The sequence below is a fragment of the Agrobacterium sp. ST15.16.055 genome (assembly GCF_027956555.1).
Taxonomy (GTDB): Bacteria; Pseudomonadota; Alphaproteobacteria; order Rhizobiales; family Rhizobiaceae; genus Agrobacterium; species Agrobacterium salinitolerans.
On record NZ_JAQKGN010000007.1, the window covers coordinates 1 to 19,918 of the forward strand.

Annotated in this window: 15 protein-coding genes and 4 pseudogenes; 7 read left to right on the forward strand and 12 right to left on the reverse strand. The window is 55.7% G+C overall.

The features are described from left to right. Positions 1-182: pseudogene (locus PL599_RS12370) on the reverse strand (MFS transporter); the annotation flags it as partial. A gap of 538 nt (positions 183-720) precedes the next feature. Further along, positions 721-2,490, reverse strand: a complete 1,770-nt coding sequence (locus tag PL599_RS12375) for a diguanylate cyclase (RefSeq protein ID WP_271359082.1) — start codon at positions 2,488-2,490, stop codon at positions 721-723. A 418-nt stretch (positions 2,491-2,908) separates the two neighbouring features. On the opposite strand from PL599_RS12375, the gene gnd reads away from it, so the two are divergent. The 3 genes and pseudogenes from gnd to PL599_RS12390 all read left to right on the forward strand — a co-directional run. Further along, positions 2,909-3,913, forward strand: a complete 1,005-nt coding sequence (gnd, locus tag PL599_RS12380) for a phosphogluconate dehydrogenase (NAD(+)-dependent, decarboxylating) (RefSeq protein WP_269825414.1) — start codon at positions 2,909-2,911, stop codon at positions 3,911-3,913. Between the two features lie 51 nt (positions 3,914-3,964). Next, positions 3,965-4,357, forward strand: a pseudogene (locus PL599_RS12385) (ABC transporter permease); the annotation flags it as partial. A gap of 12 nt (positions 4,358-4,369) precedes the next feature. Further along, positions 4,370-4,582, forward strand: a pseudogene (locus tag PL599_RS12390) (FAD-dependent oxidoreductase); the annotation flags it as partial. Between the two features lie 302 nt (positions 4,583-4,884). Here the strand turns inward: PL599_RS12390 and PL599_RS12395 are convergent. From PL599_RS12395 to PL599_RS12410, 4 genes are all read right to left on the reverse strand, one after another. Then, positions 4,885-5,391, reverse strand: coding sequence for a DUF992 domain-containing protein (locus PL599_RS12395; RefSeq protein ID WP_269825415.1), 507 nt, complete (start codon positions 5,389-5,391; stop codon positions 4,885-4,887). Beyond that, positions 5,388-5,735 (reverse strand): BON domain-containing protein, encoded by a 348-nt coding sequence (locus tag PL599_RS12400; RefSeq protein ID WP_269825416.1) that lies wholly within the window; start codon positions 5,733-5,735, stop codon positions 5,388-5,390. Before PL599_RS12400 ends, PL599_RS12395 begins: the two co-directional genes overlap by 4 nt. Before the next feature lie 7 nt (positions 5,736-5,742). Then, positions 5,743-5,922 (reverse strand): CsbD family protein, encoded by a 180-nt coding sequence (locus PL599_RS12405; RefSeq protein ID WP_077984902.1) that lies wholly within the window; start codon positions 5,920-5,922, stop codon positions 5,743-5,745. A 132-nt stretch (positions 5,923-6,054) separates the two neighbouring features. Next, the gene (locus PL599_RS12410; protein WP_269825417.1) at positions 6,055-7,527 is read right to left on the reverse strand and encodes a helix-turn-helix transcriptional regulator; all 1,473 of its coding nucleotides are present in this window, start codon (positions 7,525-7,527) and stop codon (positions 6,055-6,057) included. Positions 7,528-7,774: 247 nt separating this feature from the next. Here PL599_RS12410 and PL599_RS12415 point away from each other — a divergent pair, with 247 nt between their 5' ends. The 4 genes from PL599_RS12415 (at position 7,775) to PL599_RS12430 (ending at position 10,623) form a co-directional block, all read left to right on the forward strand. Beyond that, positions 7,775-8,332, forward strand: a complete 558-nt coding sequence (locus PL599_RS12415; RefSeq protein WP_269825418.1) for a hypothetical protein — start codon at positions 7,775-7,777, stop codon at positions 8,330-8,332. 26 nt (positions 8,333-8,358) lie between these two features. After that, positions 8,359-8,889: a lipocalin family protein gene (locus tag PL599_RS12420; protein ID WP_269825419.1), complete on the forward strand. Its 531-nt coding sequence runs from the start codon at positions 8,359-8,361 to the stop codon at positions 8,887-8,889. Positions 8,890-8,908: 19 nt separating this feature from the next. Further along, positions 8,909-9,610 (forward strand): SDR family NAD(P)-dependent oxidoreductase, encoded by a 702-nt coding sequence (locus PL599_RS12425; RefSeq protein WP_269825420.1) that lies wholly within the window; start codon positions 8,909-8,911, stop codon positions 9,608-9,610. 275 nt (positions 9,611-9,885) lie between these two features. Then, positions 9,886-10,623 (forward strand): hypothetical protein, encoded by a 738-nt coding sequence (locus tag PL599_RS12430; RefSeq protein WP_269825421.1) that lies wholly within the window; start codon positions 9,886-9,888, stop codon positions 10,621-10,623. A 117-nt stretch (positions 10,624-10,740) separates the two neighbouring features. Here PL599_RS12430 and PL599_RS12435 read toward each other — a convergent pair whose 3' ends face one another. The 6 genes and pseudogenes from PL599_RS12435 to PL599_RS12460 all read right to left on the reverse strand — a co-directional run bounded on the left by PL599_RS12435 (position 10,741) and on the right by PL599_RS12460 (position 19,886). Next, complete coding sequence (locus tag PL599_RS12435; protein WP_269825422.1) at positions 10,741-11,559, reverse strand: calcium-binding protein; 819 nt, start codon at positions 11,557-11,559, stop codon at positions 10,741-10,743. Between the two features lie 126 nt (positions 11,560-11,685). Next, positions 11,686-12,996, reverse strand: coding sequence for an HlyD family type I secretion periplasmic adaptor subunit (locus PL599_RS12440; protein ID WP_269825423.1), 1,311 nt, complete (start codon positions 12,994-12,996; stop codon positions 11,686-11,688). Between the two features lie 2 nt (positions 12,997-12,998). Beyond that, entirely contained in the window at positions 12,999-14,702 is a 1,704-nt protein-coding gene (locus tag PL599_RS12445; RefSeq protein ID WP_269825424.1) for a type I secretion system permease/ATPase, read from the reverse strand. Between the two features lie 1,317 nt (positions 14,703-16,019). Beyond that, positions 16,020-16,184 (reverse strand): annotated as a pseudogene (locus tag PL599_RS12450) (Hsp70 family protein); the annotation flags it as partial. 88 nt (positions 16,185-16,272) lie between these two features. Next, positions 16,273-18,162, reverse strand: coding sequence for a DUF882 domain-containing protein (locus PL599_RS12455; RefSeq protein ID WP_271359083.1), 1,890 nt, complete (start codon positions 18,160-18,162; stop codon positions 16,273-16,275). Between the two features lie 176 nt (positions 18,163-18,338). Beyond that, positions 18,339-19,886 carry a sigma-54-dependent transcriptional regulator gene (locus PL599_RS12460; protein ID WP_269823820.1) on the reverse strand — a complete coding sequence of 516 codons (1,548 nt, stop codon included), beginning with the start codon at positions 19,884-19,886 and terminating at the stop codon, positions 18,339-18,341. Positions 19,887-19,918 lie beyond the last annotated feature (32 nt).

A 19,918-nucleotide genomic window follows, 5' to 3' on the forward strand; every position in this document is an offset into this window, starting at 1 on the left:
ATGCCGAGATCGCGCGCCATGGGCGTCAACAATCCCGCTGGCAGGAACTCGGCCGAAACCAGCGCAAAACTGGTGGCCGCCATCGAAAGAACCGCGAACCAGGTCGCAGCTGTCCATGCGGGTTCTTTTGTGGCCTCCAGGGCAATTGTTGACCCATCAAAATCTGATGTCGTGTCCGTCATGGTCTCTCTCCTTGAGTTGAGAGAGTTTTAGACGAATTTTTTCGGATGATATGTATCTAAAAATCCGAATTTCATGCCTATTCCTCCGTATTTTGTGCGTTGCACAATGTTCGGATGTGAATGTGCGTGGCCCGCTTGTCTCCGGTTCATCGTCTGACTCTCAAGCGAATGCGGGCCATGTGGTTGAGGCGACTGCCGTGCATCACGCCGGTAAATTGATAGAGCGACATTCCAGATAATGTTGCCGGGATTATGGAGGCGTTCGGCCCGCAAGTGGATACGGGCCTCATGGTAATTGCCGTTGATCTCGATTTTCTCGGTTCACGGAGCCTGTTACGGTGGTTAAGCCATCATACGGCACGGCCCAGACGAGCGAACGACACGTTTTCGCTGTCCTTGGCATTTAGCCTTCCAGATCATGGCCTGCCGTCGGTCGGACAGGCGTGCAATTTTGATTTCTAACGGGTGCTGGCAGGAGCGGTCGATGCCCATGGCGTGAGGCGGTTTATTGACGGACTGGGGGTGCCAAGCCCCTCGCTCACATCGCGTCGGACGATACCCATTTGTTGCGACCGTTCTGTTTGGCGTTCAAGAGTGCGGCGTCTGCTCGTTCCAGCACGCTACTCACTGTCCCTCCCGCCGGTGCGGTTGCAATACCGACAGATACGGTAACCGGGTCAAGCAGGCGACCACGATAGTTGAACGGCGCGCGTTCAACCGCATGCCGGAGTCTCTCCGCAACCTTGATGGCATCTTCAATACCCGCAGCCGCCATCAACACAGTGAATTCCTCGCCGCCGAAACGGAATAGTTCACCCAGTTCGCCGACGGCTTCGGAAAGGACCTGGGCAACATATTGCATCACCGCGTCACCGGCATCGTGGCCAAAGCGGTCGTTGAAGCGCTTGAAATGGTCGATATCCAGCATGAGACAGGCCAGTGAATCGTCTGGCTTCTCAATATGCTTGTTCAGCGCCTCATCAAGAGACCGACGGTTCAGGAGACCGGTCAAGGCATCGTGTCTGGCCATGCCAACCAGCCGCTGCCGCAGTTGGAGGTTTGCGACGGCAAGACCAATATTCTCGGCGAGGAGTTCCAGATAAAGTCGCTCTGTCTCCAGCGCTTCATTTCTTGCGGGAATTTCGAGGTACAACAGGCCGACGGTGTCCCCCAAGGCGGTCAGCGGTATACAGAGACCGGTTCCGAACATTCCCTGGAGGTGATGGCAGACGACGTCGTCCCCGTCGGGATTGTTGGTGTGGGGACGTCCGCGACGCAGAGCCCAGCAATCATCGATCAAAAAATCAGACACGGAAAACGAAGGGTCGGACCATTTTCCGGTCGATTGGAGAAGTGTACTGTTTTCCTTGAGCACAAGCAGCCGGCCCGCGATAGCGGGAAAAATCTGCGGCATGAATTTCGCAACGACGTCGGACAATTCATCCTGATTCTGGCACGCCTGAATTCGATGCATCATTTGCAGGATTAGGTCCTTGATGCGTTGGTTCCTGCGGTGCTCTGCATCAAGCCGTTCCCGTTCCAGCCCGTTGCTGCGGAAGATGCGAATGGCTTGGTTCATTTCTCCAATTTCGTCACGTCGCCCTTCGTCTGGTACCTCTATACTGTAGTCCTGCCGGGCAAGGCGCATGACGACATTACTCATTCTGATAAGGGGCGCGGCAACCCGTCTGCTGAGGACAAAGTACAATACGGCCAAAAACATCAGTGCGGTCAGGGCAAGCATCACCTTGGCGATAGACCCGTAGAAATCACTTCGGCTTTTGGCCTGATCAACTGTTGCCTGCGTGCGTGCCGCAACCGTCTCTCTCACATTTGCAACGGTATTCAGCAGACTTGTATGCAGTTGATAATACTCGTCACCGAACAGGACCTGTTGCGCTTCGTTCTGGCGCCCGGAGCGATAAGAAGCGATGGCCTCTCGTTCCATCGCGTCCAGAGTGTCAGCGCTCTTGCGTATATCCTGAAACAATCCTTCTTCCTGCGGCAAGGCACCGCGCGCAGACAGTTTATCCACGGCTTCTTCGAGGTGATTTTCCTGATCTTCGCCGACATAGAACTTTGCCAGATGTTGCTCGTCGCCTCGCATAACGTAAAGACGCGCCTCCTCGGCGCGCTCGTCCGCGATGATCACCAATTCCTCGGCAAGATCGTTTAATTCGAGATGAGACTCGATTGCCGCGCGCTCTTGGGAGGCGCTTCTTGCCGACAAAATGAATGTGGTGGCTGATACTGTCGTCAGTATCAGCGTTACGGCATAAGCCAGGTTTGTGATGGTGCCAAGTCGCATGGTGATGCCAAATCTTGCCGCACGGTATCACGATCGGGTGCGGCGGGTCCAATTTGTGGGTTTGACCAATCATTTCGCCAGGTCTGTCTGATCCCCTATGGCTACGTCTTAGTCCCGCAGTCCAAAATGTCCAACGTGCTGTGTGGATTAAATTACCAAATCTTTAGTTGTGCGCCATTTCGCCAGTACCTAGCTTACCGGTAAGGCCGCATCCGATGTGGACATGCGCCGCATGATGATGCGTCGTGGTACTGCATTCTGCGCTCGTACTTTTGACTGGCCCATGCAGGACATAGCGTGCAGCCAGATCGTCTTCACCTGCTTTTGGGTGAACGCGGGAGTTTGGTAAAACGGGGCTTTTACCGTTCGTCTCGGTGAATGAAGCGCCCATAGCGCATAGGAAAGAAGGAGTTTCAGCATGCAGATCGGAATGGTTGGGCTTGGACGGATGGGCGCAAATATGGTGCGCCGCCTTTTGAAACATGGTCATGATTGCGTGGTTTTCGATGTCAATCCCGAAAATGTCGCTGCGCTGGTGAGGCAAGGTGCGACCGGTGCCACCTCGCCGGACGATCTCGTTGCGAAGCTTTCACCGCCGCGTGCAGTCTGGCTGATGCTTCCCGCTGCGATTACGCCGAAAATCGCCCGTGACTTTGCAGTGAAACTTTCTGCGGGCGATACAATCATCGATGGCGGCAATTCGTTTTATCGTGATGCTATTGATCTGGCGGCGGAGTTTGCCACCCATGGTGTCGATTTCATCGATACTGGCACGTCCGGCGGCGTCTGGGGGCTGGAGCGCGGCTTTTCGTTGATGATTGGCGGCCCGGTGGCTGCCGTGCAACGGCTCGATCCGATTTTTGCGTCGCTCGCCCCCGGAGCTGGCCAGGGCATTGTAGCCGATCCCGTTACCGGCACGGCGCCGATGGGATATCTGCATTGCGGACCGTCAGGGGCGGGACATTTTGTCAAGATGGTTCATAATGGCATCGAGTACGGTGTCATGGCGGCCTACGCCGAAGGTCTGAACATATTGAAGGCTGCCAATGCCGGTATGCAGAACCGCGCGGCGGATGCGGAAACGGCCCCTCTCGCCCATCCGGAATATTACCAGTTCGATATCGATCTTCCTGCCGTGACGGAGGTCTGGCGGCACGGGTCTGTCATCGGCTCATGGCTGCTCGATCTGACGGCCGAGGCCCTGAAGCAGGACCCTGATCTAGACCAGTATGGTGGCCGGGTTTCGGACTCCGGCGAGGGGCGCTGGACGCTGCAGGCGGCTGTCGAAACGGGCGTACCGGCTCCCGTGCTGGCATCGGCGCTGTTCGAGCGCTTCTCGTCACGTGGTGAGGCCGAATTTGCCGGTAAAGTGCTCTCGGCAATGCGCAATGCCTTTGGTGGTCATCTGGAAAAGGCAAAATAGGCGCGCAGGCAGCGGACGGTTACGATCGGACGGGCCGGCTTCAGGCATAAGTCCTGGATGGAGATTGCAAGCTTGGTCGAGGCAGAGGTCCGTTCCGTGCGTGAGCGAGACGTCGTGATGGCAGCCCACATGCTTGGTCTGCTCAATGGTTGGATCTTGTTTCGGGAACTACTGCCAAATGCTGCCAGGCCCACCATCGTCGCGGCGACGTTGACGGTGGCGCGCGCCATTCTTCTTGAGGCCTACATCAGTTTTCTGGGTTACGGCATTCAGCTGCCGCTGCCAAGCTGGGGCAACATGTTGAACGGTGCCGAGCAATATCTCGACAGGGCGCTCTGGCTCGCCAGAGTACCCGGTGTCGCCATCACGCTCGACGTCACGAGTTCCAACTTCATTGGCGACGGACTTCGCGACGCGCTCGATGCCCTCAGCGATTTGAATTGAGAGTGCGGGCTGATGTCTTCTTTCTCGCCCTTTGGCGCCACGCTCTGGTATGCGACGGGCGCTTCCGCACCGGTTACGGAACCACTCTCAGGTCTTATCCAGGCAGATATTTGCATTGTCGGTGCCGGTTATACCGGGCTGACCACCGCGCTCGAACTGGCCAGGGCAGGCGTTGACGTCATTCTTCTGGAGCGGCAGGAAATTGGTTTTGGAGGTTCCGGCCGCCGTCCGATATGACAGGACGACATCGAAAACGGTACGATCGTCGCCGTCTGGAAGACGGAGCCCGGCACCTACAACTACCCCGGCCGCGAACTTGAAGAAACTTTTATGGTGGTTGAGGGCGAGGCGATCTATTCGCAGGCGGCACGCGCTCCGAGGGTTATTCCTCAAAGCCCGACGGAGGGTTTGAACGGCCGAGGCAAAAAGCATTTTTCCAGGCTGCCACACGCTTCTAAAAAAGCGCGCCGCGATGAACGCGACGCGCTTGCCGTTGACGACCCCGTGCGACCGCGGAGACGAACGGATTAACCCGCTCGCTTCAGCTGGAGGTGGGACACGCCAGCAGCCAAGTTCACGCCGGTACCAACTTCGGCACTGATCGGCTGCAGCGCGAAGTTCTTTGCGTTACCGCCGATCAGCGCGTTGGCGCCCACGCCCACACCGACCGAGGCGCCGGCAGATGCGCCAACATAATCACCGCTCAGCGCGCCGTCGCCAACGCGGCTTGCCGCCGTATTGAGCACGATCCAGCTCATATAGGTCTTGCCGGTCACACCGATGTCGAGGCCAAGCTTGCCGATTGTGCCGGTGTAGCGTTCCGTCTTGCCGGTGCGCTGACGGAACTCGCAGCTCACCGCCTTGCTGGAGCCGACGACGAGGCCGACGCCACCGGCGATTTCACAGGACAGGGTGCCGACGCGTTCCTTCTGCGCGGTTTCTGTTGCACGCTTGCCGCTGTGCTTCGTTTCGGCGGAAGCGAGTGGGGCGATGGCCAGAGTTGCAATTGCAGTTGCAAGAACGAGTTTCTTCATTGTTTGTCACTCCTGTTATTCTCTACAAGTTGGATGCGTGGGGCAGAGGCATCCAGATAGGTATGGGGGCGCTGCCGGATCGCCAGATCGGCGATGATCGGCCGCGATGCGAAACATTCTGCGATGATGACCGCCCGTTCGAAGGCAGAGAGTGTTTCCACTTCGCCCGAGAGCACGATCCTGCCCTCGACGGATGTGACGGAGATCGAGCTGTCTTCCTGTCCATCGGCATAGGCGAGCACGGCTTGCAAGGCGGCACACAGGCTGACGTCCTGGGGGAGGCAGTTTGTGGCCGGGGTCAGTTCACAAGCAAGCATCATGGTGAAACCTCCTACCTTGAACATCAGCGGTTCACTTGAATGCCTTTTTGACGGCGTCCTTGGTCTGGCCGAGCTTCTCCTGCGCCTGGCCCGCCAGTTTTTCGGCTTTGCCTTCCGCCTGAAGCTTGTCGTTGCCGGTGATCTTTCCAGCCGCTTCCTTGATGCTGCCCTTTGCCTGACGGGCGATACCTTCGATACGGTTGTTGTCCATGACGAGTTCCTTCCATCGTTTTGAGGGTGCCGCTGTTGGTAACGGCATGATGGAAAGATAGGCCGGCAAAATCGCCGCTGGCAGAGCAATAGCTACTAGTTCGACTGGTACAAACTGACCTAATTTGCGGGTTCAGCCGCTATTTTTTTTACTGCCGACAAATCCACGCTCCCGCGCCCAGATTACCGCCGCGGTTCGGCGGTTGACACCGATCTTGCCGTAAAGAGACGCTATATGGTTGCGGATCGTGTGTTTGGAGAGGTTCAGCCGATCGCTCATTTCCTTGTCGCTGCAACCGTCACAGATTAGCGATAGTATCTGCTCCTCTCGATCCGTGAGATCCTTCAGCGATGCGGTCGATGTGGCGCCGCGCGAATTTTGCCGCAGCCCCGCGAGCCGCTCAACAACGGTACGGCTGAACCAGGAGGTGTCGGCCATGACACTTTCGATGGCTTCGATCAGCTCGTTTTCGGATCTTCGCCGTTCCGTAACGTCCTGTATCGCCCAGATGACGCAAAGCTGGTCATTGATCTCTGCGCGTTCTGCCGAAACGATGCACTCAGCTAAGCCGCCATCAGCGAGGTTCATACGCAGATTTTCATTTCGGATAGGAATATTGTCCTTCAGCCGTTTCTCGATTTCGCGTCGTGCTGCCACATCGTCCCACAATCGCAACTCGCTTGCGGTTTTGCCGATCACCTCGGCTTCCATGTGACCGCAAAGCGTCAGAAAGGCATCATTGACCTCCGTCAGCACGAAGTCGCTCAGCCTGGAAATTGCCGCCGGCGCGGGCGACAGACGGAAGGACTTGAAGAATCTTTCTTCGCTCTGGCGAAGCGCGTTCTGTGCCTTCCGGCGCCCGTCGAGATCCGCGAAGGTGAACAGCATGCAGGGCTCTTCGGCAACCGCGATTGTTTCCCCTGCCACGATCACCAGCCTGTCACCGCCCGGAATGGGAATGAGCGCCTCGCGATGGCGAATGACCCGGCCTTCATGCAGACGCTTCAGCGCATCCTCACCGGTTTCGCACTCGGAAAACAACCCCAGTTCCTCAACGCTGATCCCGATGATCTCCTCGCGGTTGAAACCGGTCATTTCCAGAAAACCCTGATTGACGCGAATGAAACGCTCGTCTTCCAGCCGGCAGATCAGACCCGGCGCCGGATTGGCGTTAAAGGCGCTCTCGAATCGCGCTTCAGCCTCGAAGCGCGGGGTCTCGTCGCGAATGATCAATACAAGCACATCGGGTTTTGCGCCGTCATCTTCAAGAATAAGGCCACGCAAGGTATGGACCCAGCATTCAGCCGCATTGTCACTTGGCGATATCTCCACTGTCACATCTTCGAATGTCTCTCCGGCAAGTAGCCGCTCAAGCGGATACTGACCTTCGTCGAGAAGATGATTGTTGCGATAGCGAAGCGTGAAATTGCGCCTGTAGCTTTCGGCGTCGGCGCCAAGCTCCGACACGGTCTGTATGCGGTGCATCTCCAGTGCTGCCTTGTTGGCCCATGCGATCGTTCCTTCGGTTTCCAGCAATATCAGCCCATCGCTGAGGCCTGCGATCAGGTTCTGTAACACGAGGCGGTTGATCTTCGGCAGGTTCACGGTGTCATCCTTCTAGCCCTGTGGCTTCTGGTAGTTTGTGTCGTCTCTAACGCCAAGCGACGTTAAGTGTTGCAGGACGCCACTTGGCCAGAAAACGAAAAATGAGGGATAGACGAGCGCTACATCCGTTTTGCGTGTCGATTTCCGGAATCGCCATCGCACTTTTGTCCCGCCACTGAAACCAAAAGGGCCTCTTCTTCGTATCTAGGCCAGCGGCCAACTAGGCGCTAACGGAGAAGACGGCCTGATGGAACTTGGAAGAGACGATAGGCGGACGGGCCTGGCCGTAACCGATGACCTGACGAAGGCGACACTGACCATTGTCTGGGTCATCATCCTGAATAAGCCGTTTTATCCGCTCTATGTCTGGTATCTCGTCGATGCCGGTGCTGCTGAGGCATCGCTCGTTACGCTGCTATCGCTGCCGTTTTTCCTTGCTATCCCGTTTCTGGCAAAGAAATCCCATCTGGCTGCGCGCCTGGCGCTTCCTCTTGTGGGAACGCTTGATACCCTGTTTGAAACAGCGATATTCGGCCACGCATCCGGCACGGAATTTTTCTTTGCGGCATGCATTATGCTGGCGGCCATCTCGTTCCGTGCGAATGAGAAACTCTGGCAATATGCGATGGCAATTCTTGTCTTTATCGCCTTCTTCTGCTCGCGCACATTTCTGGGCGCGGGGCTGCAATCCTGGTCGGCAGATGATCTTGCAACGCTTCTCAATCTGAATGCGTTCTCCGCTGCCGGTCTCATGGCCTTTATCGCGCTTCGATATGCCGGCATGTCACGGCGAACTGAAACCTGAACCCGATTGATCGACAGGAGGAGTTTATGCAGAAAAATCGCAAGCGCGTCGTGGGTGCGCTGACAGTCTCGCTACTTCTATTCTCGGGCTCGCTCGCTACTGCTGCCCCCAAGCCTGTTGCCGTTGATGCCGGTCACTATCGGGGCACATGGCTGGAAATCGGTCGCATGCCGATGCTTCTGACGGACGGATGCGTCGCCGGCTATTCCAGCTACCGGCAGGGGAAGTCGGCCGATGAAGTGCTGGTCGAAGATGGCTGCCGCGAAGGCACGCCGCGGGGCAAGTTGAAAACCATCAACGGTGTTGGAAAGATCTTGGACTTCGCGTCTACCAAGGCGAAGATGAGGGTCCGTTACCCACTCCTGATCACGTTCAATTACTGGGTGCTCTATAAATCACCTGACAAGTCCTGGTTCATCAGCGCCAATCCATCCACAGACGATGTCTGGGTTTATGCTCGCAACGTTCCCTCCAAGGCGAAGCTCGAGAGGATGATGATGAAAGTGCGCGAGCTGGGTTACGATGTCAAAAAGCTCGAATTTCCCGCCCAGAGATAAACGCTGACGGAGCGCGTTCATGATAGCCTCGTTTGAAAGCGGCTATAGAGCCATCGTCATCGGTGCGTCCGGCGGTATTGGCGCGGCACTGCTTGCGCGCCTCAAGGCCGATCCTCGCTGTGCGCTTGCCCTGCCTCTGTCTCGCAGCCGCGACGGTCTCGACATCACCGACGAGACGACGGTCCGTGAAGCCGCTGCCCGTCTGGAAGACCAGCGCGGTTCATTCGATCTGATCTTCAACGCAACGGGTGCTTTGGTGATCGATGGTGCCGGTCCGGAAAAGTCGATACGGGCGATCGACGCCGGTCACATGGCGAAGCAATTTGCGGTCAATGCCATAGGGCCTGCACTGCTGCTGAAATATTTCACGCCGCTTTTGCAACGGGAAAGGCGAAGCGTCTGTGCCTCGCTGTCGGCGCGTGTTGGCTCGATTGGCGATAACCGGCTGGGCGGTTGGATTTCCTATCGCGCCGCGAAGGCCGCTCAAAATCAGATCATTCGAACGGCAGCGATAGAAATTGCCCGCACCAACCGCCAAGCCATCATCGTCGCGCTGCATCCCGGAACAGTCGATACGGACCTTTCCCAGCCGTTTTCGAAGGGCAGAGACCGGCTCACCCCGGATCAATCGGCTGTGCGCCTATTGGAAACGATAGACGGTCTCGGCCAGAGCCAGACAGGTCAATTTTTTGCCTATGATGGCTCAACTATAGAATGGTGAGTTCTTGCGCATACTGTGCTGCTGCTTGCGAAGTTATGATGAAGGTTCGTTGGTAAGGCAATATCCAAATTAGTTAGAGCGTGTGGTGTGGGCGAACGGTGTGAGGGCTGTCGGATCACGTCTGTACAGTCAAAGCTGAACGCAGAATACGAAGACGTCTCATACTCACGATTATCTTATTTTACTAAAAAAAGTTGTATTTATTAAATTGAGCACGGATAGGTTGGCGCAAGCCTCATCTGGCAGATTTTGCCCGCAGATGTAGGAGATTTGCCATGACCACGATTGGATCGACAGCATATTATAGCTCCACCGGTCGCTACGGTAGGGCTGAAAAATCTGATAACAGCACCGCCAATACATATATGGCGTCACAACAAGAAAGTAGAAGCAAGTCGGTGGCCGGCGGAGACAATTCTTCTAGCGTTTCGATGGTCACTCTCAAGCTTCAGGGAAAACTGGTCAGCTTGTACATGTTCGATTTATCGAATGCTAAGCCCATGAACATCTCTGCTCTGCCTCAGGATCAATACAATGAATTTATGGGAGCAAAGAAACAGCTTATCGAGACTAGTATGAGCAGCCTGGAAAGCGAGTATAGCACCCATGAAGCTCCTGATCTTTCCAATTATGCCGGCCTTAAACCCTATGCGCACGTCGTTATCGCTGGAAATGTAGTTGCGACCATCGATAACCAGGGAGTCGTGAGGAGCGACGACACTTTAGGTAAGCGACTGCGTAACCTGTTAGCAGGTCTGGATGGCGTAGCTGGGCCTGATTTAGCCCAAAAAATTGCAGAGCAGATCGCCAATCTGGTTGGGGGGCGAATACAGAAAGCCAGTACGGCCCTGACACAAAGGCAGTTTAATTCGCTGCCTCCAATACCAGAAACCAGGGTGACGGTTGATTATGTGGGTATGAAGGCTGATCCGCGATATGCGCAAATCGAAGGCTGGAAGCAAGATTATGCGCGCTATGAAAAGGAGCGGGCCAAGTATTTGAGGGATATTTAAGCTGATGCACCCAGTTTGCGGCTGTACAAGAGGAACAGGAGATTATTCCTATAATATATCAGAAAAAGGGGATCGGATCGCCGATCCCCTTCCTTAATTCTCGGTCTCCTGCTGCAATTAGGCAGCGAGGGGGAAGTAATCGGGAAGGTAGTGTACACCGTCACTTGTCTGTAGTATTTCCACGACGTAGTGTCCACCGGCAAAATAGTTCTCAAGGATCACTGCGTTGTCGACCGTGCCGTCATTGGCATCAGTCTCCGATGTGATAAGAAGATTTTTGTTATCCGTGAAAGTGTAGAACTTTACGTCGCTTGTAGCATAACTGACGATCAACCGGTCGCTGGTATCAAATGTTGTATCGGTCCGAGCAGTGCCACCGTTTGTTACCCCATCATTGATGGTGTCCCAGCCTTGTCCATTAAATAGATACAGGTCATTTCCAGAGTTACCCCAAAGGCGATCATCGCCGGCTTCGCCATTCATAGTATCAGCACCTGCGTCCCCGAAGATTTGATCATCTCCCGATCCGCCCAGCATTACGTCGGCTCCGGCACCGCCGACTAGGACGTCATTGTTGGCGCCGCCTTCCAACCGATCGTTACCATCGCCTCCGTCCAACCAATCCTCTCCAGCCTCGCCGTAGAGATAGTCGTTATCGGCTCCGCCCGAAAGGCGATCATCGCCGTAGCCACCGTAGAGGTAGTCGGCTCCCGCGCCGCCGTCGAGATTGTCGTTGCCGTTATAGCCGCGGAGGGTGTCGTTGCCAGAGCCACCGTCGATCCAGTCATTGTAGGCACTGCCATATACCGTATCATTGCCGCCTTGAGCGTAAACGGACCACCATGCTTGATTTGCAGGCCAACCTGCCGAAGGGGTGAGAGTTTCATATCTCAGGTCGATAGTGTTTGCTGAATCGTTTCCACTACGTGTAGGCATGTTACACTCCTTGGGTTTCCGGCGAACTATTTCGCCGGTTTCGGACGGGCGCGGCAGCTGTGCTTTCCAGGCTGGGGCTGCTGCGTCCGTATCTCTCTCGCGGCAAACATGCCGCGAATATCGTCGCTATTCTTCCCGAAACACGCGTTGCATGTGATCGCGCAGGGGCTTGGTGAAGTATGAAATGACTTTGCGGTCGCCCGTTCGTATGAAGGCATCGACGGGCATGCCGGGAACCAGACCTATTTCGTCGGTTCGCCGAGTATCGTCGTCCCGTAGGGCAATTCCTGCCTTATAAAAGCTTGTGCCGGTCATTTGGTCGGTTTCCAGGTCGGCGGAAATGCGGATAACGGAACCCGCAATTTCCGGTGTCGTATTACGGTTGAACGCTGTCAGCTGCAGTGTTGTTGACTGACCAACAGCGAGCTGGTCAATATCCTGCGGCGCGATGCGCGCCTCGACAGTTAGCGTGCTTTCCTGCGGCACAATTTGCATCAGAGGTTCCGCAGCGGTGATTACTCCGCCAATGGTATGAACAGCAAGCTGATGGACTACGCCCGCAATTGGCGCTTTGATATCGAGAAGCTTCACCTCATTGAGAACCGTGACCTCCTGTCCGCGGAGCTCGACCTGCTGGTTTTTTACGTCGCGAAGTTCCGTCGCCACTTCTGCATGCATTTGCTGATCGATCTGTAGCAGTTGCACCTCTGTTTCAGAGATGCGAGTCTGTGCTGACGCAATAGACGCCACGAGCTGCCCGTACTCGCCGCGTAACCGTGCTACGTTACGATCGAGATTGTTCACGCGGCTCAATGGAATAGCGCCTGATGCGTACAAACGGCGAAGGCCAGAGAGTTCTTGTTCTATGAGGCCGATCTCGTCTGTTTTCGCATTTCGTTGTTCTTCAACGCCAATGATCTGCTGCTGAAGCTGCTTGATTTGCTCTCGCAGCCGGGTCTTCTGTCCTTCTCGTGAGATACGGCGATCCTCGAAAAGCCGTCGCTCGCTGGCCATCAACGGCTCTGCATCGGAAAGCGATAGCCGTGAAAGAAGTTCGGGAGGAACAATGACAAGCCGCTGTGTGTCACGTTCTGCCTCCAGTCGCGCTTGACGGGCATAGAGTTGGTTGAGCTTGTGGGAAGTGGTGATCAGGTTCGCCTTTGCGACGGTTGCATCAAGCCGTATCAAGACATCACCTATTTCAACAGTCTGCCCCTCTCTGGTTAGAAGTTCAGAGACGATACCTCCGGACAGATGCTGCACCTTCTTGGCGTTTCCATCTACCTTCAATATACCTGGGGCGATGATCGCACTGGATAGTTCGGTATTCATTGCCCATCCTCCGACACCGGCGAATAGGAAGATGATAGCGGCCGCGCCGACGACAAGGTGCCGGTGCAGGGAGCGTACGAGGTCAGTTTTTGTATGGATCTCCATCGTTACGGATCCTCTCCAGCGACAACTGTGAGGGCCGCGGCGGTTGAGAGACGCTGTCTTGGTGTTTGTTGCTGTAGTGATTTTAGGACGGCATCTCTCTGCCCGAATGCGCGGGCAATGCCCTGTTCCACAACGAGCAGGAAATCGATTTGGGACATCACGCTGTTGCGATGCGCTACCACAAGGACGATACCGCCCCGGGCCTTGACGCCGGCAATGGCTTCGCTCAGTGCCCGGTCACCATCGACATCAAGATTAGAGTTCGGCTCGTCGAGTACGACTAGAAAAGGTTTGCCAAACAGGGCGCGAGCAAGGGCGATCCGCTGGCGCTGACCGGCTGAGAGATTTGTCCCACCATCACCGACCTGTGTCTCATAACCATCAATCAAGGATACGATCATGTCGTGTACACCGGCAGCCTGTGCGGCGGCGATGATATCAGCATGATCGGCAAAGGGGTTAAGTCGAGCTATGTTCTCCGCTACAGTGCCCGGGAAAAGGTCTGAGCTTTGTGGCATGTAACCGATATGGCGACCACGCTCGTGAGCAGGCCATTGATCTAGCGTTGCCCCGTCAATGCAGACGCGACCACGTATTGTGGGCCAAGCGCCGGTGATTGCCCGAACTAGGGTAGACTTGCCGGAAGCGCTCGGGCCGATGATACCGACAACACTTCCAGCCTCTGCTCTGAAACTCACATTTTGTATAGTCATGCGCTGTCGCTCGCCGGGAGGTGCAGCGGACACGGATTCTACGAGTAGCGTTTGTGTCGGTTCTGGCAGCGTCGTTCGTTCTGTTGGGACACTGGGAAAATGAGCCCACAACGCTTTTAGTCGCTGCCACGCCTGCCGCGCCGAGATCATGTGGCGCCAGACGCCAATAATCTGTTCGATCGGCTGCAGGGCTCTTGCGGCGATAACCGAGCTTGCGATGATTGCGCCGGCTGATAGCTCTCCCTGAATGACCAGCCATGCGCCGAGCGCGAGAGTGGCCGACTGTACCATCTGCCGAACTGCTCTTGATATGCCTGCAAAAAGGGCGGAGATATCGGCGGTTTTACGTTGAATGGAACTGGCGTTGTCATGAGCAGCGTTCCAGCGGTCAGTCGCCTGAGCCAGCATGCCCATGGCCGCAATGGCCTCCGCATTTCGATATGCAGCTTCACCCAAGCGGTTCCGTTGTGTGAGCGCCGCGGTATTCTCTGCGGAGCGATGTTTCGTCAGCATGCTTGATAGCAGCGTCAACGTGATGAGCGTAGCCATTGTTCCTGCGACGAGCCAGCCAATCAATGGATGTAGGAAGAAGGAGATCGCCAGAAACACTGGTGTCCATGGCAGATCGAATAATGCCGCCACTCCCGGTCCCGCTAAGAAGGCCTTGATCTGGTCAGCCTCCTGCGCGGGTTTAAGCACGTCATTGTTCATCTTGATCAATAAAGGTGAACCTGCAATCGCGGCGAATACACGGTTTGAAATCTGCAGGTCGATTGTTGCAGCCATTCGAGCTAACATGCGCGCACGAAGAATGTCGAGGAAGCCCGAGAAAGTATATAAGCCCGCAATCAAAGCCAGTAGTGCCACCATCGTTGGAATACTGCGACTTGGAATCACGCGGTCGTAGATTTCCAGCATAAACAACGGGCCAGCTAAGCCGAGCAGATTGATGATGCCGGAAAATATGCAAAATCCGACCCAGACGTGTCGCATGGAAAATTTCTCGTAGGAATTAGTCGACTTGTTAAAATGTCACTTCAAATGCCTTGCCTTAGGGCAAGAGTTCTTCGTTTACTCAATCAATGAATGCAATATTTTTGAATACAATACCCTTAGTATACTAAACCAATTAATTGTAAAAGGAAACTTTTACGACATTAGGTTGCGATATAGAAACATTTTTCTCTAAGGATGCATTCTTCGACACAGGGCGGATGCGAAATGTGGAGATCGATTTCGGGAATGGGGAATTTTTTCGGTTTTTGCTGTGGGTGGATTGGTTAATTAAATGAATTATTTCAATAGTTTAATATTTTTGTGATGAGCTGAATTTTTTGTGGTGCGATTGTTGATAGCTTTCTTTTTCCCTCTCTCATCCCCGCCCTGTTTGTCTGACCTATACTGTCTCTGTTCAGCGAAGGACCGGGAGACATTCCGGTTTGAAGCTGAGCCAGCGCCGGCTGTGAGAGAAAGACGTCACTCTCATATTTCGAGGTCTGACAGGTAAAGTCCTCTGGCCATGACCGGAGGAGAGATGGAATCTGGTTTGTGGTGGGCCTTTCTATTTCTCCGAAACGCACTGGCTGAACGACACGCTCTGACAGGCATAAAGCGCTGATGCGGGGCACTGATAAGTGTCTTTATTTTCCACAGGCGGCAATTTTCAGTGCCCCGTCGCAATGCCCATCGAGCTGAAAGGCAGATGGAAAAAGAGATGAAGCTCACAACACGGTCGCAACTGCGTCGCGTGATAGGAAAGGTGTGTTCAAAATGGGTCTCTATGAAATGTACGTTCTTGCTACTCGTGCGGATACCGCCTTGATGAGGAGAAGGCTGGCACGTTCTCTTTATGCCAGGGCAAGGCTTCGAAATCGGAAGCTCAAGAAGCAGTATTTACGCAACCATAAGGAGAGTTCTAATTCGGTGGTCGATACGAAGAGGGCAGGCCGGTTGCGATCTGGTCGGCTTCCATAAACATATATTTATACAATAACCAATGCAAACATATAAAATATGTGCACCGGTAGATTTTGTAATTTTGACTGAGGGCGGATGAGAATCTGCGAGCAAAACTGATTTTACTGACCTGCAATTTGCGGATTGCGGGCCGATTACGCGTAAATATATGAATTTTATGTTGAATTTGCGGGTTTGAATGGGGAATTGTTATGCGCAGAAACTATATGAGCGAGATGAATTTGATTGGAGCGGAGTTCAGATTTGAGTGGCGATCGATCATAATAACAATATCATGATATTGTTATTATGATCGATCGCCACTCAAATCTGAACTCCGCTCCAATCAAATTCATCTCCCTGCGAGACGCGGATGGTCACGGCCGACTGGTTGTCTTCGGCGGTCGAGAAGGTCTGGCTCTTCTTGGTCGGGATCGTCTTTTTTTTTTCGAACAGAAGGGCGAAAACGCATTTTTCCGTTTTTCTGGGGGGCGAGAGGGGGGTTAAAAGGAGCAGTAAAAAGTTTTACCTATCCACCAAAAAAACCCCCGCCGGTAACGGCGGGTTTTTTGTTGGCCTCTCGGCCGTCTTCCTTATGAAAGTTGGCTCAGTGCATCTTCACCGGCGTGCTGAAGCGGCTGGATTCGATGGCCGCGGCACCGGGCTTGAAGCTCGCGGAGGTCGCGGAAGCCGACATATCGTTGCTGAGCATGCGATTGGCGACAACACGCGGCGCCTTTACCGAGCGTCCGGTCGTACCCTTGTTCTGGTTGAGCGCCCAATCCGAAATAAGATCCTGCGTCAGGCGTCCACCGCCCACCATGGCCTGCTGGGAAACGGCGGCATCCTGTTTGCTCGGGCGCGAACCCTTGGTCGGAAGGCCGGCGCTGAGGCCGCCATTGATGGCAGGCTTCAGGTCGAAAGCATCACCGAAGCCAGCCTGCGGTTCGGCCTTGGCCGTTTCGACGGGCGCAACGGTAACCTTGTGGTTGACGGCGGCCGGGAATGGCGCAGCTGTTGGCATCGCGGCCGACTGGACCTGCGACCGGGCGGCCTGACCGCTCTGTTCAAGAGCGGCAACCACCGTGGGCGAAAGCGTACCCTGTTGCGCCTCGGCGAGATCGTCCTCACCTTCAGGGTCGGCATTGGCCGCCGCCAGCAGGGCTTCCGCCACGGCCGGACGATTGGCGGGAACCGGAACAGAGGCGAGTTCGCCGGTTGCAACCGGTGTCGCACCCTCTACAGAAGCCGTCAGGATCGATCCTTCCGCATCACCTCTCATGCCGCGCGGGCCGAGAAGCGTGGGCACCGGAACGGATACCTCAGCCAGATCGGCAAATTGCTGGCGCTCGGCAGGCGCGGAAGCCGGCGTCGGCGTGGTCGCCGCCTGCAGGGCATCCTGCGCGGCATTGCGAGCCGGAGAATAAAGCGCCGTCGCAAGGCCGGTATTGGCCGGCGGCTGATTGCCGAAGGCGGGTCGGGCCGTCGGCAGCGGCGCATCGTTTACACCCGGAAGCGTCTGTGCCGAAGCAACTGCAATCGTGGGTTCAAGCTCCGGAGCCGCCGGGCGAGCAACGGCGGGGCGCTCTGCGGGCGCCGGCGCTGCGATGCTATCTGGATCTTCATCCTCGTCACCGCCGCCAAAGAGGGCCTGCAACAGCGTCTTGCGCTTGCCGCCGCCAGATGAGGCAGGGCCTGCACCGGCGCTGGAAGCAACCTGAATGGAGGAGGAGCTGACGCGCTTCTTGTAATCGGCAAGCGCCTGCTCATAACCGGGAAGCGGCTTGCCGTCGGAAGGAAGATGCAGCGTATTGCCGTTCGGGAAGATGCGGACGAGTTCTTGGCGGCTCATGCGCGGCCAGGCGCGAACGCCGCCGACATCCATGTGCACGAAGGGAGAGCCTGAGGTCGGATAAAAGCCGACGCCGCCGATCTGCATCTGCATGCCGATTTCGCGAAGACGGGCAAGCTTCACACCGGGGATATAAAAGTCCATGGCCTTGCCGAGCATATGCTGGCTTTTTTCCGCAACGCCCTTCGTGCGTGAGCGCAGCAGACCATTGGTCTCGGGCGAACGGAAGGCCGAAACAACGTTGATATAGTCAGTCGCGCCACTGCGGCGATAAACTTCCCAGACGAGATCGAAAAGGCGCGGATCCATGCGTGTCGGCTGGTTGCGACGCCAGTCGCGCAGGAATCGGTTCAGCTCCTGCAGACCTTTCTGATCATATTTTCCATTGCGCTTGAAGGTGATGACCGCCTTTTCGCGTGTATGGATATAATACAGTTTGAGGCTGCGCGTTTCGGCGGCGGCTTCGGTCGCCGAAATACCTACGAAAGGCATTGCGGCGAGCATCAGGCAGGCAAAGGTGACAGCGCGTGCCGACAGCTTCGTGCATATATCCTTGATCAAGCCGCGCGCGACCTTGGTCGAAAGCGCGTTATTCCGATGCAGATATGGCAATTCGATCCCCGCCTGGAAGACAATTTCTGTCACATTGCCTCAAATGAACGTCAAATACGGTGACACGATGGCAAAATTGCCACACACATACAACCTTCCTCTATATAGTGAATCAGCCACTAACAAGAGGTTTATAGACGGTAAGCGGATATCCTTGCTCAGAAGTTAACGAATTTTGCGATCTGCCTCCAAATGCGGGGTTTGTGCCGTTAGGCTGCATCTCGAAGGGGATCGTCGGGATCGATGCCATAATCCTTCAGCTTGCGATAGAGCGTCGAGCGGCCAATGCCGAGCTTTCTGGCGACCTGGCTCATCTGGCCGCGATAGAAGCGCAGAGCGAAACGGATGAGTTCTTCCTCGATTTCTGCCAGTTTGCGGATGTTGCCCGATTCATCCATGCTGGAGATCAGGTTTCCGCCCCGGTAGATGGTGGTGGAAATATCCGATGGCTCCTCGATGACGGCATGGCTTTCAGCAACCGCCGGCGGGGGCGGTGAATAGGCCGCAAGCTTCAGCGACGCCCCTGAAGGCGAGCGAATGACATCGTCCGCGTCGTCGCCGGTCGAAAATTCCGGCAGTTGCAGGGCGATCTGCGGAAAATCGGAATCTGACAGTTCCTCGCCCTGCGACAGCACCACGGCGCGGAAGACGGCGTTTTCGAGCTGACGGATATTACCCGGCCAGTCATAGGCCGTCAGCAGCGCCAGCGCGCTGGCGTCAAGGCCAACAGGATTGGGCAATTTCTGTTCCGCCGAAAAGCGCTCGGCGAAAACGCGCGCCAGATGGGGAATATCTTCTTTGCGGCGGCGCAGCGCCGGAATGGTGATCGGGAAGACGTTGAGGCGATAATAAAGGTCCTCGCGGAATCGGCCTTCCTTCACCTCTTCGATGAGGTTCTTGTTGGTGGCGGAAATCAGCCGCACATTCACCTTCTGCACCCGTGCGGAGCCGACGGTTTCGATTTCGCCTTGCTGGACCGCGCGCAGCAGCTTCACCTGCACATCCAGCGGCAGATCGCCGATTTCATCGAGGAACAGCGTGCCGCCGTCCGCCTCCATGAATTTGCCGACATGTTTTTCCGTCGCGCCCGTGAAGGCTCCCTTTTCATGGCCGAAGAGGATACTTTCCACGAGATTATGGGGAATGGCGCCGCAATTGACGGTGATGAAGGCCTTATTCGCCCTGTCTCCGGCCGACTGGATGGCGCGGGCGACCATTTCCTTGCCCACACCGGATTCGCCTTCCAGCACCACGGGAATGCTGGACTGGGCAGCGCGCTGCGCGAGTTCGATAACCCTCAGCATTGCCGGGCTTGCGGAAACGATATCGGTAAAATTCACTGCATTGCTCCGTCCGCGCCTTCCCGCGCGGGCTTTTGCCTCTCTCCTGTCGAGCTTGAGCGCATTGGAGATGGCAGCGCCGATCCTTTCCGGCGAAACCGGCTTGACGACGAAATCGAAAGCGCCGGCGCGCATGGCCTGCACGACGGTATCGATGCCGCCCTGACCGGTCTGAACGATGACAGGAACATCGGTGCCGACTTCGCCGATAGCTTTGAGAAAGGTAAGCCCGTCCATTTCAGGCATCATGAGGTCGAGGACAATGACGTTGATCTCGCCGCTATATTGCTTGAGCAGTTCCAGCCCCGCCTTGCCGTTTTCGGCAAGCAAGGCGAGATGCCCATAACGTTCCACCGCATTTTTGAGCAGGCGGCGCTGGACGGGATCATCGTCTATCACGAGAACATGCGCGGTCATTTTTAGCTCCGGTTTCCGGTTTATGGACCTGC

Excerpts from the sequence above, each read along its gene's own strand:
- gnd (WP_269825414.1), top strand. The coding sequence starts at position 2,909 with ATGCAGATCGGAATGGTTGGGCTTGGACGGATGGGCGCAAATATGGTG.
- PL599_RS12405 (WP_077984902.1), bottom strand. The coding sequence starts at position 5,922 with ATGGACAACAACCGTATCGAAGGTATCGCCCGTCAGGCAAAGGGCAGC.
- PL599_RS12420 (WP_269825419.1), top strand. The coding sequence starts at position 8,359 with ATGCAGAAAAATCGCAAGCGCGTCGTGGGTGCGCTGACAGTCTCGCTA.
- PL599_RS12375 (WP_271359082.1), bottom strand. The coding sequence starts at position 2,490 with ATGCGACTTGGCACCATCACAAACCTGGCTTATGCCGTAACGCTGATA.
- PL599_RS12400 (WP_269825416.1), bottom strand. The coding sequence starts at position 5,735 with ATGTTCAAGGTAGGAGGTTTCACCATGATGCTTGCTTGTGAACTGACC.
- PL599_RS12440 (WP_269825423.1), bottom strand. The coding sequence starts at position 12,996 with ATGGAGATCCATACAAAAACTGACCTCGTACGCTCCCTGCACCGGCAC.
- PL599_RS12425 (WP_269825420.1), top strand. The coding sequence starts at position 8,909 with ATGATAGCCTCGTTTGAAAGCGGCTATAGAGCCATCGTCATCGGTGCG.
- PL599_RS12415 (WP_269825418.1), top strand. The coding sequence starts at position 7,775 with ATGGAACTTGGAAGAGACGATAGGCGGACGGGCCTGGCCGTAACCGAT.
- PL599_RS12430 (WP_269825421.1), top strand. The coding sequence starts at position 9,886 with ATGACCACGATTGGATCGACAGCATATTATAGCTCCACCGGTCGCTAC.
- PL599_RS12460 (WP_269823820.1), bottom strand. The coding sequence starts at position 19,886 with ATGACCGCGCATGTTCTCGTGATAGACGATGATCCCGTCCAGCGCCGC.
- PL599_RS12395 (WP_269825415.1), bottom strand. The coding sequence starts at position 5,391 with ATGAAGAAACTCGTTCTTGCAACTGCAATTGCAACTCTGGCCATCGCC.
- PL599_RS12445 (WP_269825424.1), bottom strand. The coding sequence starts at position 14,702 with ATGCGACACGTCTGGGTCGGATTTTGCATATTTTCCGGCATCATCAAT.
- PL599_RS12435 (WP_269825422.1), bottom strand. The coding sequence starts at position 11,559 with ATGCCTACACGTAGTGGAAACGATTCAGCAAACACTATCGACCTGAGA.